This is a genomic window from Puia sp., from assembly GCF_035546395.1.
Taxonomy (GTDB): Bacteria; Bacteroidota; Bacteroidia; order Chitinophagales; family Chitinophagaceae; genus Puia.
On sequence record NZ_DASZXR010000015.1, the window covers coordinates 258,072 to 275,897 of the forward strand.

General features: G+C 55.3%; 14 protein-coding genes. 11 read left to right on the forward strand and 3 right to left on the reverse strand.

Annotated elements, in window-relative coordinates:
* Positions 1 to 16: 16 nt before the first annotated feature.
* The 9 genes from VHE34_RS19045 to VHE34_RS19085 are packed head-to-tail and all read left to right on the forward strand — an operon-like array spanning position 17 to position 14,952.
* Positions 17 to 1,258 carry a multiheme c-type cytochrome gene (locus VHE34_RS19045; protein WP_325590524.1) on the forward strand — a complete coding sequence of 414 codons (1,242 nt, stop codon included), beginning with the start codon at positions 17 to 19 and terminating at the stop codon, positions 1,256 to 1,258.
* On the forward strand, positions 1,255 to 4,515 hold the full coding sequence (locus tag VHE34_RS19050) for a VCBS repeat-containing protein (RefSeq protein ID WP_325590526.1): 3,261 nt from the start codon (positions 1,255 to 1,257) through the stop codon (positions 4,513 to 4,515). Before VHE34_RS19045 ends, VHE34_RS19050 begins: the two co-directional genes overlap by 4 nt.
* A gap of 5 nt (positions 4,516 to 4,520) precedes the next feature.
* Positions 4,521 to 5,828: a glucoamylase family protein gene (locus tag VHE34_RS19055; protein ID WP_325590528.1), complete on the forward strand. Its 1,308-nt coding sequence runs from the start codon at positions 4,521 to 4,523 to the stop codon at positions 5,826 to 5,828.
* 5 nt (positions 5,829 to 5,833) lie between these two features.
* Complete coding sequence (locus tag VHE34_RS19060) at positions 5,834 to 7,225, forward strand: glucoamylase family protein (protein ID WP_325590530.1); 1,392 nt, start codon at positions 5,834 to 5,836, stop codon at positions 7,223 to 7,225.
* A gap of 4 nt (positions 7,226 to 7,229) precedes the next feature.
* A complete protein-coding gene (locus VHE34_RS19065; protein ID WP_325590533.1) occupies positions 7,230 to 8,057 on the forward strand; it encodes a phytanoyl-CoA dioxygenase family protein in 828 nt (275 codons plus the stop codon).
* 5 nt (positions 8,058 to 8,062) lie between these two features.
* The gene (locus tag VHE34_RS19070) at positions 8,063 to 9,781 is read left to right on the forward strand and encodes a family 43 glycosylhydrolase (RefSeq protein WP_325590535.1); all 1,719 of its coding nucleotides are present in this window, start codon (positions 8,063 to 8,065) and stop codon (positions 9,779 to 9,781) included.
* Positions 9,782 to 9,784: 3 nt separating this feature from the next.
* Positions 9,785 to 12,061, forward strand: a complete 2,277-nt coding sequence (gene bglX, locus VHE34_RS19075; protein ID WP_325590538.1) for a beta-glucosidase BglX — start codon at positions 9,785 to 9,787, stop codon at positions 12,059 to 12,061.
* A gap of 1 nt (position 12,062) precedes the next feature.
* A complete protein-coding gene (locus VHE34_RS19080; protein WP_325590540.1) occupies positions 12,063 to 14,303 on the forward strand; it encodes a glycoside hydrolase family 3 N-terminal domain-containing protein in 2,241 nt (746 codons plus the stop codon).
* Between the two features lie 34 nt (positions 14,304 to 14,337).
* Positions 14,338 to 14,952 (forward strand): HAD family phosphatase, encoded by a 615-nt coding sequence (locus VHE34_RS19085; protein WP_325590542.1) that lies wholly within the window; start codon positions 14,338 to 14,340, stop codon positions 14,950 to 14,952.
* Positions 14,953 to 14,956: 4 nt separating this feature from the next.
* Here the strand turns inward: VHE34_RS19085 and VHE34_RS19090 are convergent, their stop codons facing one another.
* Genes VHE34_RS19090 through VHE34_RS19100 form a run of 3 tightly spaced genes read right to left on the reverse strand, consistent with a single transcriptional unit; the run spans position 14,957 to position 15,921 of the window.
* Complete coding sequence (locus VHE34_RS19090) at positions 14,957 to 15,181, reverse strand: hypothetical protein (RefSeq protein ID WP_325590544.1); 225 nt, start codon at positions 15,179 to 15,181, stop codon at positions 14,957 to 14,959.
* Positions 15,182 to 15,239: 58 nt separating this feature from the next.
* Positions 15,240 to 15,560, reverse strand: a complete 321-nt coding sequence (locus VHE34_RS19095; protein ID WP_325590547.1) for a hypothetical protein — start codon at positions 15,558 to 15,560, stop codon at positions 15,240 to 15,242.
* Entirely contained in the window at positions 15,547 to 15,921 is a 375-nt protein-coding gene (locus VHE34_RS19100) for a hypothetical protein (RefSeq protein WP_325590549.1), read from the reverse strand. Before VHE34_RS19100 ends, VHE34_RS19095 begins: the two co-directional genes overlap by 14 nt.
* A gap of 58 nt (positions 15,922 to 15,979) precedes the next feature.
* Here VHE34_RS19100 and rimP point away from each other — a divergent pair, with 58 nt between their 5' ends.
* The gene (rimP, locus tag VHE34_RS19105) at positions 15,980 to 16,525 is read left to right on the forward strand and encodes a ribosome maturation factor (protein WP_325590551.1); all 546 of its coding nucleotides are present in this window, start codon (positions 15,980 to 15,982) and stop codon (positions 16,523 to 16,525) included.
* 18 nt (positions 16,526 to 16,543) lie between these two features.
* Positions 16,544 to 17,791 carry a transcription termination factor NusA gene (gene nusA / locus VHE34_RS19110; protein ID WP_325590553.1) on the forward strand — a complete coding sequence of 416 codons (1,248 nt, stop codon included), beginning with the start codon at positions 16,544 to 16,546 and terminating at the stop codon, positions 17,789 to 17,791.
* The last annotated feature ends 35 nt before the right edge of the window (positions 17,792 to 17,826 follow it).

The window sequence follows — 17,826 nt, forward strand, 5'->3', positions numbered from 1 at the left end:
TCCGAAACATTGGAGTATGTTAAGACAGCGTCGATATAGTTTAGCGATCATTTTAGGATTACTGCTTTGCGCGGGCGGCTTCGTTACCTGCGTCGACAATCAGCAGAAGCAGATTTCAGCGAAGAAGACAGAGACAGACTCCAGCCGGTATTCCCAATTCGCCGGCTCGGCGTCGTGCGCCAATTGCCACCGCGATATCTACCGGGAACATCTCAAGACAGCTCATTACCTTACGTCTCGCCGGTCGGCCCCGGGCAATATCCCCGGCCCCGTCGAACCGCCTCAAAACCGATTTTATTTTAACCCCAACGTGTATCTTGCGGTCGAAAGACGGGACGGCCTCACCTGGCAGGTGGAATATGTCAACGGCGCCGAGCAAACCCGCGCCCCGCTGGACATCACCGTAGGCTCCGGCAAAAGGGGAGAGACGTTTCTATACTGGTACCGCGATAAACTCTTGCAGTTGCCATTGACTTATTTTACCGAATTGCACCAATGGACGAATAGTCCCGGGTTTTCCAACCGGGTCATCTTCCGCCGGCCGGCCACCTCCCGTTGCCTGGAATGCCATAGCACGTATTTCCATGTTACCTCCGCGCCAAACGTCGAACCCGAAGACTTCTCACACAGCGATATCGTCTATGGCGTGGACTGTGAAAAATGCCATGGGCCTGCCGCCCGGCACGTGGCCTTTCATCAACAAAACCCGACTGAAAAGACCGCGCATTTTATCATCGACCCGAAGAGCTTCACCCGCGCCCGGAGTCTCGACCTGTGCCGGCTCTGTCATGGGGGAAGGTTGGCCAAATCAAAGCCCTCCTTCCATTTCCAGGCGGGCGACAGGCTGGCGGATTTCTTCTCGATCGACACTACGGCAAAGAGTGCCGCCGAGCTGGACGTACACGGTAACCAATATGGCAAGCTGGCGGCCAGCAAATGTTTTCAAAACAGTCAAATGACCTGTCTGAGCTGCCACAGCCCTCACGAAAACGAGACGGGGAAGAAGGCGCTCTTCTCTCAACGCTGCATGAACTGCCACAACGAACAGCACGGCAACTTTTGCAAGGCAAAGGACAGGGTAGGGGCGGCGATAAAGACCAATTGCATTGATTGTCATATGCCCGAAGAGCGGTCTCGATCCATCATGGTCCTTTTGCAGGGCCAGGATATTCCGACCGCGGCGACGATGCGCACGCATTTCATCAGCATCTACCCGAACGCGACCAAGGCTTTCCTGAATAAAACCAGGCCAAAATGAGATTTGTCAAATTCATAGCATTGATGGGGATCATCCTATTGAGTGCCTGCACCCAAAACCGAACCACCTTCCAGCGGCTCGCTTCTTCCGACACCCATATCGAATTCAGGAATGACCTGAAGCCCAGAAAGGCCTTCGGCATCCTGTATTATCTATATTATTATAATGGCGGCGGCGTGGCCGTCGGCGACATCAACAATGACGGCCTGCCCGATATCTATTTCACGGCCAACAGCAAGGGCGGCAACAAGCTCTACCTGAACAAGGGGAGTTTCCAGTTCGAGGACATCACCGAAAAGGCCGGAGTCGCCGGGACCTCGGACTGGTGCACCGGCGCCACCATGGCGGATGTCAACGGCGACGGGCTGCTCGATATCTATGTCTGTGCGGTACAAGGGGAACATGATCTTCACGGCCGCAACGAGCTTTTCATTAATAACGGAAACGGCACCTTCACGGAAAGCGCAGAGAAATACGGTCTCGGATTGGCCGCCTGGTCCACCCAGGCCGTGTTCTTCGACTATGACCATGACGGCGACCTGGACTGCTATGTGCTCAACCAGTCGCATCATCCCTACCAGAATATCGTGGACACGTCCGCCCGCCGAAAATTCGATCCCAATGCCGGCGGCCGCCTGTACCGGAACGATATCGCTACCACGGGCAAGTTCACCGATGTCTCCGCCGAGGCGGGTATCTACCAAAGCAGTCTGTGCTATGGCCTCGGGATCTCGGTAGCCGATCTCAACAACGATGGATGGGAGGATATCTATATCGGGAACGATTTCCATGAGAACGACTACTACTATATCAACGACGGGAACGGCCATTTCACCGAAAGCGGCGCGAAACACTTCGGGCACTATTCCCGGTTCAGCATGGGCAATGATATTGCCGATTATAACAACGACGGCCAGCCGGATATCGTCACCGTGGACATGCTGCCGCCCGATGAGAAGACGCTCAAGACCTACGGGAGTGACGAGCACACCGACATCTATAACCTGAAGATCATTCAACATGGATACCAGAACCAGGTGTCCCGGAACTGCCTGCAACAAAACAACGGCGGCGGAAAAAGCTTTAGCGATATCGCACTGATGGCGGGCGTATCGGCGACAGACTGGAGCTGGTCGCCCCTTTTCGCCGACTTCGATAACGACGGCAACAAGGATCTCTTCATTTCCAGCGGCATCGTAAAGCGGCCGGTAGACCTGGACTATGTCCGTTTCGTCTCCGACCTGGCCGCAAAGGTGAACCGGAATGCTTCCGACGAATACGACGAGATGACGGTGGCCAAAATGCCCGAAGGGAGCTCTTACTGCTATATGTATAGGGGCAACGGTAAGGGCAGCTTCCAGAATATCGGCGCGGATTGGGGGATCAGCGATAAAAAAGGTTTTTACAATGGCGCGGCCTATGCCGACCTGGACAACGACGGCAATCTCGACCTTATCGTCAATCCTCTCAACTCGACGGCGTTCATTTTTAAGAACAACGCCCCGCAAAAAGCCCAGCTCACCATTGACTGCAAGGGCGAGGGGATGAATAAATTCGGCATCGGCGCCAAGGCCTGGGTATTCGCCAATGGGAAGATGCAATACGAACAGTTGATGCTCACCCGCGGCTTCCAATCCGCCGTCGAACCGCGGCTCCATTTCGGGCTGGACACCTGTCATCGCATCGACAGCGTCCTGATCGTCTGGCCAAACCAGAAGTATCAGCTGCTAAAAAGCGTGCAGCCCGGCAAGCCGCTTACCGTGCTGCAAAAGAACGCAGTGGACTCCTTCCGCTATGAAGCCTTTTTCCCGCCGCAGGAGCCGCCGTTTACCAAAGACGTGGTCAGGTGTGACTGGAAGCATGTCGAAAATGATTTCAATGATTTTTCCTATCAACGCCTGATCCCGCATAAGGAAAGCACCCGGGGACCCAAGATCGCCATAGCCGACGTGAACAAGGACGGACGGGAGGACTTCTATGTCTGCGGGGCCAAGTTCCACCCCGGTGCGCTGATGATCCAGCAGCCGGATGGAAGCTTCCGCCGGTCGGACACGGCGCTGTTCAGTCGCTTCGTCACCTGTGAGGATGTGGATGCCGCCTTCTTCGACGCCAATGGGGATGGCTATCCCGATCTTTGGATCGTCGGCGGCGGAAACGAGATGCCGGCCAACGGGATCGCCAATACCGACCGGCTTTTGCTGAACGACGGCAAAGGGCATTTCAAACTCTCTCCAACCAACCTTCCTCAGCATCTCTGGACCAAATCCTGTATCACCGTTGCCGATATCGATCACGACGGTGATATGGACGTGTTCGTAGGCATCCTGGCCGACCAGCAGAAATTTGGCCTTCCCATGCAGTCCTATCTATATATCAATGACGGCAAAGGGAACTTCAGCTATGCCGACAACAAGACGATCAACCTGCTCCAGCTTGGGATCGTTACGGCCGCCGCCTTTACCGACCTCAACAAGGACGGCTGGCCGGACCTCGTCGTCACGGGAGAGTGGATGGGGGTAAAGGTCTTTATGAACGACCATGGCAAATTCACGGAGAAAGACATTCCCGCGTCCACGGGCATCTGGCAGTCGCTTTATGCGACGGATGTCAATGGCGATGGCTATCCCGATCTGCTGGCGGGCAACTGGGGGCACAACTCCAAACTCTGGGCCGGCAAGAACGGCCCGGTGAAACTGTATGTAAAGGATTTCGATTTCAACGGTCGCGTCGAGCAGGTGCTCTGCTACACTATCGATGGGCAGGAATATCCTTTCCTGCCGAAGGATGAGCTGGAACAGGCCATCCCGGTGCTGAAGAAGGCCTATCTCACCTATGGCGAAGTGGCGGGTAAGACGGTGCAGTATATGTTTTACGATCTGTTCAAAGATCCCGTGGAGGCAAAGGCCGAGACGCTCAGCTCTTCCTGTTTCCTGAACGATGGCAAGGGTGGATTCACACGAATCGATCTGCCCGACGAGCTGCAGCAGGCGCCGGTCTTCTCCTTCGCGCCCGCAAAAAACGGGTATATCGCCGGCGGCAATTTCTATGGAACGACGCCATACGAAGGAAGATACGACGCGCTGATGCCGACGCTGTTCTCTTTCGACCGCAACAAATCGGTCTTTGCGCCGGGCCCGATCGTGCCGGAGGCGCCAGGGGAACTGCGGGACCTTAAATGGATGCATATCGCCGGCAGGGATGTAATGGTTGTCGCCCGAAACAACGATAGCCTGCTTTTCTTCCACCTTTCACACTAACAACGATGAGAACGCTTCTTCTTTTTATCACCTGTTTGATCGCGACCACCGCCGGGGCGCAGACCCCGCGCCCCAAAGATCTCAGCGACAGCGCCCTGCTCGATCTCACCGAGCGGCAAACCTTCCGGTATTTCTGGGACTTCGCGCACCCGGTGAGCGGGATGGCGCGCGAGCGCAGCAATCATACCTTCAACACCGGTGACGAGGTAGTCACGACGGGGGGTACAGGATTTGGTGTAATGGCGGTGATCGCCGCGACGGACCGGAAATACATCGGCCGCGACACGGCCGCGAAGTTCCTTTTGAAAATGGTCAACTTCCTGCTAAAGGCGAATTCTTATCACGGGGTCTTTCCCCACTGGATGGACGGGGCGACGGGCAGGACGATCCCCTTCAGCCGGAAAGACGACGGCGCCGACCTGGTAGAGACCTCCTATCTCTTCCAGGGCCTGCTCTGCGCACGTCAATACTTCAACGGCGACGACCCGGTCGAACGCAGCCTGCGCGAACGCATCAACTGGATGTGGAACGATATCGAATGGAGCTGGTTCACCCGCAACGGCCAGGAAGTGCTCTACTGGCACTGGAGCCCGAACAACGGCTGGGCGATGAACTTTCCCGTCCGCGGCTTTAACGAATGCCTCATTCTATACGTGCTGGCAGCTTCGGGGCAGCACTATCCCGTATCTGCGGCGGTCTATCACCGCGGCTGGGTACAGAGTGATTTCTTTAAGAACGGCAAGACCTTCTATGGATACGTCCTTCCGCTTGGCTTTGACTTTGGGGGCCCGCTGTTCTTCTCCCAATATTCCTTTCTCGGCCTCGACCCGCGCGGCCTCAGGGACCGGTATGCCGACTACTGGGAGCAGAACCAGCATCACACGCTGATCAACTATGCCTACTGCGTCGACAACCCAAAGAAGTTCAAGGGCTATGGCGCGAACTGCTGGGGACTGACGGCCAGCGATACCTATGACGGCTACAACGCCTTTTCTCCCACGAATGATTGGGGGACGATCACGCCCTCCGCTGCCCTCTCGGCCTTTCCCTATGCGCCGGACAAGTCGATGAAGGCTCTCCGTCATTTCTATGATGACCTTGGCGACAAGATCTGGAGCAAGTATGGGTTTGTGGACGCCTTTAACGAAACCAAAGGATGGTACGCCGATTCTTACCTGGCTATCGATGAAGGGCCGATCGTGGCGATGATCGAGAACTATCGCAGCGGTCTTCTTTGGCGCCTGTTCATGAGCTGTCCCGAAATACAGGGCGGATTGAAAAAACTGGACTTCCAAAGTCCCTGGATCAAATAATTAGTATGAAACACAGTTTTGCAGCTATCGCTCTTTTTTGCAGCATCTCCGCGGAAGCACAATCCACTATTGCACCCGTGGGCATTATCAAAGGGCTCTCCGATTCCGCGCTGCTCGATGTTGTCCAGCGGCAGACGTTCCGGTTCTTTTGGGACTACGCCCATCCCGTCAGCGGGCTTGCCCGTGAGCGGGACAATACCGTAAAGGCGGAATACTATTGGGACTATATCAACGAGGCGGACGGGGAACCCAACTTCAGCAAACATACCTTTGGCCCGGAAGCATGCGCCATCGGCGGTACGGGGATGGGCGTTCTCTCGACCATCGTCGCGGTACAACGCCATTGGATCGGCCGGGATACCGCGCTGCGGCGGCTGGTGAAGATCGCTGACTTCCTGACAAAGGCCGATTGTTACCATGGCATCTACCCGCATTTTATGAATGGCGCTACCGGCAAAACCATCCCCTTCGGCCGGCTGGATGACGGGGCCGATATCGTCGAGACCTCCTACCTGATGATGGGCCTGCTCTGCGCCCGCGAATATTTCAACGGTGACACGCCGCTGGAAAAGTATTTCCGGAACCGGGTCACGGCCATGTGGTCGGTCGCTGACTGGAACTGGCATAGTAAGGGAGAGGATAAACATCTGTACTGGCACTGGAGTCCCGACAATGACTTCGATATGAACTTCCCGGTCTTTGGCTGGGACGAGGCCCTGATCACGTACATCCTATCGGCGGCCTCGCCCAACCATCCCATTTCCAAAGAACTGTACATGCACTCCTGGGTGGGCAGTGCGTCCTGGCGGAATGGGAAGGAGTATTATGGCATCAAGCTGCCGCTGGGCAATTTCGAGTATGGCGGCCCGCTCTTCTTCGAACAGTACACCTTTATGGGGATCGATCCTGATGGACTGCGGGACGACCAGGGCATCGACTATGCGGAACAGACCCGCAATCATACGCTGATCAACCGCGCTTACTGTATCGACAACCCAAAGAAATTCAAGGGTTATGGCGCCGATTGCTGGGGACTTACAGCCGGGGATAGCTGGAAAGGCTATGTCGCCCATTGTCCGCAAGATGATCGTGGGGTGATACAACCTACTGCCGCCTTGTCGTCATTTCCCTATACGCCGGAATACAGTATGCAGGCACTGAAGCATTTTTACTACGATCTCGGCCCCAGGATCTGGGGGCCCTATGGCTTCGCCGATGGTTTCAGCGAGTCGCACAACTGGTACGCGAAGACCCACCTGGCGATCGACCAGGGGCCCATCGTCGTCATGATCGAGAACTACCGGAGCAAGCTCATCTGGAACCTGTTCATGCGGATCCCGGATGTGCAACGGGGATTGCGTAACTTAGGATTCTCTTCCCCTCAAATAAAAAATTAGCCATATGACAACCTTTCAATTGACCCGGCAACAGCAGGCCGACTACCAGCGGGACGGCTACCTGATCGTCAGGAATTTCCTGGCGCCCGCTGAAATTGAGAAACTATATGCCATCGCCACCGGCGATGACCTACTGCGGAAGCACGCCTTCGATCTGAACGACCAAACCGGCAAGAAGACCAGGCTCACGCTCTGGTACAACCCGGGCGACGATGCCTATGGGCTGCTTACCCGCAGCAAACGGATGGTCGACACCGCCGGCGCCCTGCTCGACGGGGATTCCGCCGTTTGTCACTTTCACAGCAAGCTGATGCAGAAAGAGCCAAGGGTCGGCGGCGCCTGGGAATGGCACCAGGACTATGGCTACTGGTATAAGAATGAATTCCTCTTCCCCGACGAGATGATCTCTATCATGGTGGCCATCACCAGGGCCAACAAACAGAACGGCTGCTTGCAGGTGATAAAAGGTTCGCACAAGATGGGCCGCATCGAACACGGTTTTGCCGGCGAGCAGGTCGGCGCGGCGCAACATTATGTCGATCTCGCGCTGAAGACCATGCCGCTGATCTACGTCGAGCTCGAGCCGGGCGATGCCCTGTTCTTCCACCCCAACCTGCTGCACAGGAGCGAGGCCAATCTTTCCGATAAAGCGCGGTGGTCGCTGATCTCCTGTTACAACCGCCAGCACAATATCGGCTACAATGAACCCAATGGATCGCATACCACGCCCGTAAAGGTCGTACCCGACGAGGCCCTGATGGAGTGGGAGACCAGCGGCGTACAGGAATCGTCCGGGTTCCTCGAAAAAGACAAAGACGAGGCACTTAAATAACTTATATGAAGCATCGCATTCTTTTGTTCCTTGTTGTCCTTTCCGCTTTTCATGTCCGTTCCCAGCAAAAGACCTACTGCAACCCGGTTAACATCGACTATGGGTACACGCCCATCCCCAATTTCAGCGAGTGGGGCCGGCACCGGGCGACAGCAGACCCCGTGATCGTTACGTATAAGAACGACTACTATCTTTTCAGCACCAATCAATGGGGCTATTGGTGGAGCCATGACCTGCTCGACTGGCATTTTATTTCCCGCAAATTCCTCCGCCCCTGGAACAAGGGTTATGATGAGCTTTGCGCGCCTGCGGTGGGAATTCTGGGAGATACGATGATCGTCTTTGGGTCAACCTATACCCGCAATTTCACCATCTGGATGAGCACCGATCCCAAGGGTGATCAATGGAAGCCGCTGGTCGACTCCTTTGACATCGGCGGCTGGGACCCTGCTTTTTTCACAGACGACGACGGCCGGTTTTATATGTACAATGGCAGCAGCAACGCCTTTCCCCTGTACGGCATCGAGCTGGACCGCGCGACGTTCAAACCGATCGGCACCCGGCAGGAAACCTACAAGCTCGAAGACTGGCGGTATGGCTGGCAGCGGTTTGGCGAATATTACGACAATACCTTCCTCGATCCCTTTATCGAAGGGTCCTGGATGACGAAGCACAACGGCAAATATTATCTTCAGTACGGCGCACCGGGCACGGAGTTCAGCGGGTATGCAGACGGAGTGGTGGTCGGCGATCATCCCCTGGGCAACCAGTGGACGCCGCAGTCCGATCCGCTTTCCTTCAAGGCGGGCGGCTTTGCCCGTGGGGCGGGACACGGCGCCACGTTCCAGGCGCCCGACGGAAAATATTGGCATGTCAGCACCATGGTCATCGGCGTAAAGAACAACTTCGAGCGCCGCATCGGTTTCTGGCCGGCCGGCTTTGACAAGGATGACGTGATGTATTGCAACACCAGCTATGGGGACTACCCGCATTACCTTCCCAGCGGCGAGTTCACCGGCTGGATGCTGCTCAACTACAACAAGCCGGTGCAGGTGTCGAGTACACTCGGAGAATACACTGCCAACAATGCCGTGGATGAGAGCATCAAAACCTACTGGAGCGCCGCTACCGGCGAGCCGGGCGAATGGATACAGACCGATCTGGGAAAAATGGCTACCGTCAACGCCATCCAGATCAATTATGCCGACCAGGATGCGACCTTCCTGGGAAAGCGGACGGATATCTATCATCAATATATTCTGTATGCCTCGGAAGACGGAAAGAAATGGACGGTGCTGATGGACAAGAGTAAGAACCGGACGGATGTGCCGCATGACTATGTCGAACTGCCCCGTCCGGTCCGCACGAGATTTATAAAACTCGAGAACCGCCACATGCCTTCGGGTAAATTCGCCATCAGCGGGCTGAGGGTATTCGGCAATGGGGATGGTGCGAAACCGGCGACCGTGAAAGACCTCATCGTTCTGCGCACCGAAAAGGACAAACGCAGCGCCTGGATCAAGTGGCGGCCGGCGGAGGATGCCTATGCGTATCACCTGTATTATGGCACTGCGCCGGACAAATTGTACAACAGCATCATGGTCTACGGTTCCAATGAATATTGGTTCAAGGTCATGGACAGTCAGAAACCCTATTATTTTTCCATCGAGGCGATCAACGAGAACGGCATCTCCCCGAGAACAACGATATTAAAAGTCAACTAACATATGAAAGCAGCAATGACATTTCTTGTCTGTCTCCTTATCGGCGTCGCCGTCCGGTCCCAGGTTACTCCGGATGCAAAGATGAATTCCTTTGTCACGGCCCTGATGGGCAGGATGACGCTGGATGAAAAGATCGGTCAACTCAATCTACCCGGCGCCGGCGATATCACAACGGGCCAGGCGGGCAATTCCGACATCGCGAAAAAAATTGAACAGGGTCTTGTGGGCGGATTGTTCAACATCAAATCCGTCGCCAAGATCAAAGAAGTGCAGCGGATCGCCGTTGAAAAGAGCCGGCTGAAGATCCCGCTGATCTTCGGCATGGATGTGATCCACGGGTATGAGACGGTGTTCCCCATTCCCCTGGGTCTTAGCTGCAGCTGGGATATGGCCGAAGTAGAGAAGAGCGCCAGGGTTGCCGCTACGGAAGCCAGCGCCGACGGCATCTGCTGGACCTTTTCGCCGATGGTCGATATCGCCCGGGATCCCCGTTGGGGGCGAATCGCCGAAGGCAATGGCGAGGATGCCTACCTGGGATCACAGATCGCAAAGGCGATGGTCAGGGGTTACCAGGGCGATCTCTCCGGGAAGTCGGATATCATGGCCTGTGTCAAGCACTATGCCCTTTATGGCGCCGCCGAAGCCGGCCGTGATTACAATACCACGGATATGAGCCCGGTGCGGATGTTCAATGAATATCTGCCGCCTTACCAGGCGGCAGTCGACGCCGGCGTCGGAAGCGTTATGGCCTCCTTCAATGACGTCAACGGCGTTCCTGCTACGGCCAACCGCTGGCTGATGACCGACGTGCTGCGCAAGCGCTGGGGATTCAAAGGTTTTGTCGTCACCGACTACACCGGTATCATGGAGCTGACCCCTCATGGCCTCGGCGACCTGCAAACCGTTTCGGCGCTGGCATTGAAGGCAGGTATCGATATGGACATGGTCAGCGAAGGGTTTCTTACCACCCTGAAGAAGTCGCTGCAAGCGGGCAAGGTCACACAGGCAGAAATCGACCAGGCCTGCCGCCGTGTCCTCGAAGCAAAGTATCGGCTGGGTCTTTTTGCCGATCCTTATAAATACTGCGACGAACACCGGGCGTCGACGGAGATCTTTACCGATGCCAACCGCAATACGGCCCGGCAGATCGCTGCCGACTGCTTCGTGCTGTTGAAGAACAAGGGGAATATACTGCCCCTGAAAAAAGGTGGAACCATCGCCCTCGTTGGTCCGCTGGCCGATAACAAAGAGAATATGCCCGGCACCTGGAGCGTGGCCGCGAATTTCGAGAAGTCCATCTCAGTCCTTCAGGGATTGAAGGATGTGGCCGGCGAAGGAACGAAGATCATCTATGCACAGGGTTCCAACCTCGACTATGATAGTCTTTTTGAACAACGGGCGGGCATGTTCGGCAAGAACCTGCACCGCGATCATCGCCCTGCTGCGGAGATCATCCAGGACGCCGTCAGTGCCGCCAACCAGGCCGATGTCGTCGTTGCGGCTCTTGGCGAGTCCGCCGAGATGAGCGGCGAATCCAGCAGCCGCAGTAATATCGGTATTCCCGAGGCGCAGCAGGACCTGTTGAAGGCGCTGCTTGCTACGGGAAAGCCGGTCGTGCTGGTGTTGTTCACCGGCCGGCCCCTGACCATCAAATGGGAGAATGATGCCACGCCGGCCATTTTGAATGTATGGTTCGGCGGCTCCGAAGCCGGTCACGCCATTGCCGATGTGCTTTTCGGCAAGGTGAACCCTTCCGGGAAGCTGACGACTACCTGGCCGCAGAATGTCGGGCAGGTGCCGTTGTATTACAATCATAAGAATACCGGCCGCCCGCTCGAAGGCGCCTGGTTCCAGAAATTCCGGTCCAACTATCTCGACGTTTCCAATGATCCCGTCTATCCTTTCGGCTATGGGCTCAGCTATACCCATTTCAGCTATAGCGATCTGAGTCTTAGCAGCGCGAGCATGAAAGGCGATCAGCCGCTGACCGCCACGGTCACAGTGACCAATGACGGGCCGGTGGATGGGAAAGAAGTGGTGCAGTTGTATATCCGGGACCTCGTTGGCAGCATCACCCGCCCGGTAAGCGAGCTGAAGGGCTTTCAGAAGATCGATCTGAAGGCCGGCGAATCGAGGAAGGTCAGTTTTGTGATCAAACCGGCCGACCTGAAGTTCTACAATGCAGATCTAAAGTATGACTGGGAGTCGGGGGATTTTGTGATCATGGTCGGCGGCAACAGCCGCGATGTCAGGTCGGCGAAGGTTAACTGGACTAAATAATATGAAAAGAACTATTTGTGCAGGGCTCCTTGTCAGCGCCCTTATCCCGGGCATCGCCGGAGCGCAAAAGAAAAGCATTTCCCAACGCGTCGATTCGGTGTTGAAGCTGATGACCCTCGACGAGAAGATCGGGCAGATGAATCAGTACAACGGGGACTGGGAGGCGACTGGTCCGATCACGAAGGACGGCGACAAACAGGACCAGATCCGGCGCGGCCGGCTCGGCTCGATGCTCAATGTCACCGGCGTGGAACACACGCGGCAGCTACAGGAGATGGCGATGCAATCCCGGCTGAAGATCCCACTGCTCTTTGGCCAGGACATCATACACGGCTATCGGACCACCTTTCCCATCCCGTTGGCGGAGGCCGCTTCCTGGGACCTGGAGGCGATCCAGCGCGCGGCCCGCGTAGCCGGAAAGGAAGCCGCGGCGGCGGGCGTTCACTGGACCTTTGCCCCCATGGTCGACATCGCCCGGGACCCCCGCTGGGGGCGCGTGATGGAAGGCGCCGGCGAAGATCCCTATCTCGGCTCCTGTATCGCCAGGGCCCGGGTGATGGGGTTCCAGGGAAAGAAGCTGGGCGATGTCGATGCCGTCATGGCCTGCGCCAAGCATTTTGCCGCCTATGGCGCCGCTATCGGGGGAAGAGACTATAATTCCGTCGACATGAGCCTGCGCACTCTCTGGGAGATCTACCTGCCGCCCTTCAGAGCCGCCGCAGACGCCGGGGCCGCCACCTTTATGAATTCCTTCAACGACCTAAACGGCATCCCCGCGACAGGTAATGCCTATTTGCAGCGCGAGGTCCTGAAAGGAAAATGGAAGTTCACGGGTTTTGTCGTCAGCGACTGGGGCAGCGTAGGGGAGATGATCCCCCACGGCTACGTAAAAGATAATAAGGAAGCCGCATTGGCCGCAGTCACGGCGGGCTGCGATATGGATATGGAAAGCCGGAGTTATATCACCAGCCTGGCCGCGCTGGTCCGCGAAGGAAAGGTAAAAGCGGAACTGATCGACGAAGCGGTACGCCGCATCCTGACCAAAAAATTCGAGCTGGGTCTGTTCGACGATCCTTTCCGTTTTTGCGATGTTCAGCGCGAGCGGCAGCAGTGGAACAACCCGGACAACCTGGCCATCAGCGAGGACATGGCCCGGAAAAGTATTGTCCTGCTTAAAAACGATCGTCAGCTGCTCCCGTTGTCCAAACAGACAAAGACCATTGCGCTTATCGGGCCACTTATGAAGTCGGTTCGGGAGAACCTGGGTTTCTGGTCTTACACGTGGGCCGACGATTCCGCACGCATCATTTCGCCCTGGACCGGCATCCAGAGTAAGGTGGGTAACGGAACCCGGCTTTTGTATGCCCGGGGTTGCGGCATCACCGACACCTCGACGGCCGGTTTTGCGGAAGCGGTCGAGGTCGCCAGGCAGGCGGATGTCGTGGTCATGAATATCGGTGAGGCGCCGGACATGACCGGCGAGGCCAAGAGCCGTAGCAGCATCCATCTTCCCGGCGTACAGGAAGAACTTGTCAGCGCGATCGTAGCAACCGGCAAACCTGTAGTCGTCTTGATCAGCGCAGGCCGGCCGACCGTGTTCAATTATACGGCCGATCATGCCAACGCCATTTTGTACACCTGGTGGCTGGGCACCGAGGCGGGGAAGGCCATCGCAGATGTATTATTCGGGGATTACAATCCCTCGGGGAAACTGCCGATCAGCTTTCCGCGGACGGAGGGCCAGATCCCCATTTATTATAATCATTTTTCGACGGGCCGCCCGGCGAAGAACGACTCCGACGTCAATTATGTCTCGGCCTATACCGATCTTCCCAACGATCCCCGATATCCTTTCGGCTTTGGACTCAGTTATAGCCGGTTCGTGTATAGCGATCTTCGGCTCAGCGCACCCTCCTTCCATGCCGGCGGTTCGCTAACGGCCACCATTACGGTCACCAATGCCGGAGGAGTTGACGGTCGCGAGACAGTACAATGGTATATCCGCGATCTCGTGGGCAGCGTCGTGCGACCGGTAAAAGAGCTAAAAGGTTTTGAGCCCGTATTTTTGAAAGCGGGAGAATCGAAGAGGGTAAATTTTACCATCGATGTCGAAAAACTTCGCTTTTATAACGATCGGCTGCAGCACATCTATGAACCCGGTGAATTCCGCCTTTTTGTCGGTGGCGATTCGCACAATGTTAAGGAAATACCGTTCAGCCTTATAGGCGCTGTTTCGGAATAATTGTACCTATATTTGTTGCACTACCAATCGACCTATGCGTGGAATAAAGAACATCATTTTCGACCTCGGCGGGGTTATCATCAATTTGGACAACCAGCGTACGACAGATGCTTTTGTCGCGCTGGGGCTGAAGAATATCCGGGAATATTTCGGTCACGGCCACGCCGCCTCGTTTTTCAAGGACTATGAAGTAGGCAGGATCACCGACCGGGAATTCATCGACGCCATCCGCGAGACGGGCGGGCTCACCGCCTCCGACCAGGCCATTATCGACGGCTGGAATGCGTTACTGCTCGATTTTCCACGCGAGCGGATCGCACTGCTGAAGCAGCTTCAGAAGACCTACCGCATCTTTCTTTTCAGCAACACCAACGCGCTGCACCTCGCGGCGTTGCAAGGTATCTATACCCGGACGTTCGGATCGGGTTCACTCGAGGATCTGTTTGAAAGGACCTACTATTCTCATCTGTTGGGAATGCGGAAGCCCGACAAGGCTTCGTATGAGTATATCCTTCGCGAGAATGGGCTCGAAGGGCAGGAGACCCTGTTCGTGGATGACGCGATCATCAATGTGGAAGGGGCTGAGCAGGCGGGATTGAAGGGGCTTTTTTTGCGGCCTGGAATAAGCCTGCTGGATTTCCAGTGGTGACCGGTTAGTCTTTTACTTCCTCGAAGTCGATATACTCTCCGACGGAGGGCTTTTGTGCCGGGCGCCGGGACTCCCTGGGTTGGGCTTCCTGTTCAGTCTGATCCTGCATATTCCTGAACTGCTGGCGCACGTGACGGGTCGTCCGGGCCACGGGTACGATGAAATTGAACACGAACCGGTACAGCAGGTAGAATACGATCGCCAGGAAAAATATTTCAGATAAAGCCATAACTATATTACCCGCTAAGGTAGGCAATGGTTCGGTAAAAGGCTGTTAAAGCCGCAAACTATTTCTTGAAGACTCTGGTTGTCAGCCAGTTAAGGCCGTCTCCGAGCTTCTCGGCGATGATATCGGCCAGTTTGAGCAGGATGCCCTGCAGCTTCTCGTTCTGCAGCGCGACGTCAAGCAGCCGCAGCCCGGTCACCTGCTCGTCGTCTTCGATCCTGCGGGGAAGCAGGGAGCGGACAAACATACTCCCGGAGTGTTGTTGAAAGTAGTTGAAATTGTCGTCGATCTTTTCTTCCAGCTGTTTTGCCTTTACGCGCAGCCGCCGGATCTCCTGATCGAGGGCGTCCATGCTGCGATCGGCCTTGCTAAGATTGGGCATTGTCTTCCTCCTCTTCTTTGGATTTTTGGATAACACTGTGAATCACAGGATTTACGAACAGAACTTTGCGAAAGATGGCAAGCAGGACGAAGACCACCAGGATCATCAGGGTCACCAGGCCAAATCCTTTGAAATAGCTGTGAAATTGCTCGGAGAACCAGAAGGCCGTCATCATCCCGCCGAAAAGCAGGAAAAGAAACGCCAGGAACAGGGACAGGAGGATCCAGGCAAAATATCCCGCCGACCGGGCAAAAAGGCGAAGACTTTGCAACCGGTAGATCTCCAGGCGGGTCTCTAAGTATTCCTTTATCAGCGTCTTATTTTCGGCAAAGAAGGATCCTAAATTATCGGGCTGCGGCATGCGCTTTCTTTTCTTAAAAGTAAAAATATTTGGGCAAAGGCATGAAATTATCATACCTTTGCAGCAGCTAAAAAGAAACAAGAGAAGGGAACGCAATCGTTCCCTTCTTCTTTTCTCGGGCAAGGAGGAATTGGACATGGTCAACGAAACAGTAAAAGCCGTAGAAGGATTGGTACAGGCCCTTTTGGCCGGGGAATCCGGTTATTTCCTGGTGGACGTCCGGATCAAGCCAACCAATAATGTAAAAGTGTATATTGATGGCGATCAGGGGATTTCCATCGAAAAATGCGTACAATACAATCGCGCCCTCTATAAGAAGCTCGAGGAGTCGGGACTGTTCCCGGCGGGTGATTTTTCCCTCGAGGTGTCCTCCCCCGGGCTCGACGAACCCCTGAAGCTGCTGCGGCAGTACAGGAAGAACATCGGCCGGCAGGTGGAACTGGTGCTGCAGGATGGCTCTAAAAAGGAGGGCCGTCTGCTGGAGGTGAGCGAGGACGGCATTATCGTCGAAGAGGTCAGGGGAAAGAACAAGAAAAAGGAGGTGATCAACCATACTTTTTTATTCGATAACATAAAAACAACAAAAATTCAAGTAGTTTTCTAGAGCTTTAAATTCAGTGCTATGGCAAGTATCAATTTGATTGAAGCCTTCCAGGACTTTAAGGAAGCCGAAAATATCGATCGCCCCACCATGATGAAGGTGGTAGAGGACGTGTTCAAAACTTTGTTGCGAAAGAAGTACGGAAGCGACGAGAATTTTGACGTAATTGTGAATGCGGAAAAGGGCGACCTGGAGATCATGCGGCGCCGGACCATCGTGGAAGATGGTGCGGTGAACGATCCCCTGGCGGAGATTGCCTATAGCGATGCGACCAAGATCGAGCCTGACTATGAAGTAGGAGAGGAGTTGTATGAAGAAGTGGAGATCCTTGATTTCGGCCGTCGCGCCATCCTGGCTGCCAAGCAAACGCTGGCCAGCCGGATCGGCGATCTGAAGAAGAACGTTCTTGTAAAAAAATATTCCGAGCGGGTTGGGGAGATCGTCAGTGCCGAGGTCTACCAGGTGTGGAAGAAGGAGATCCTCCTGCTCGACGAGGATGGCAGCGAGCTGATCCTGCCGAAATCGGAACAGATCCCCCAGGATTACTTCAAGAAGGGGGAAAGTATCCGCGCCGTGGTCAAGAAAGTGGAGCTGAAGAATAACTCGCCGGTGATCATCCTGTCGAGGACCAGCCCCGATTTCCTGGCCAAGCTGCTCGAGATCGAGGTCCCGGAAATATTCGACGGGCTGATCGTCATCAAGAAGATCGTCCGCGAGCCGGGTGAAAGGGCAAAGGTCGCCGTAGAATCCTATGACGACCGGATCGACCCGGTAGGCGCCTGCGTAGGGATGAAGGGAAGCCGTATCCATGGCATTGTCCGCGAGTTGAAGAACGAGAATATCGACGTCATCAACTGGACAAACAACACCCAGCTGCTGATCCAACGTTCGCTGACGCCCTCCCGGATCACAAATATGGAGCTGAACAGCGAAAAGTCGCATGCGAATGTCTATTTAAAGCCGGACCAGGTCTCCCTGGCCATCGGCCGCAAGGGCGTCAATATCAAATTGGCCCAGGAATTGACCGGTTATACCATCGACGTATTCCGGGATAACGAGGGCGAGCCCGAAGAATTCGATATCGACCTGGAAGAATTCAGCGACGAAATAGAAACCTGGGTCATCGACGAACTCAAGCGTATCGGTTGCGATACGGCCCGCAGCGTTCTGGAGCTCACGGCTGAAGAGCTGGAAAGAAGAACGGATCTGGAACGGGAGACCATCGACGATGTGAGAAGGGTGCTGAAAGAAGAGTTTGACAAGGGATAGAAATAGAGCCGCCGGACCGCCAATTTATTGGTGGG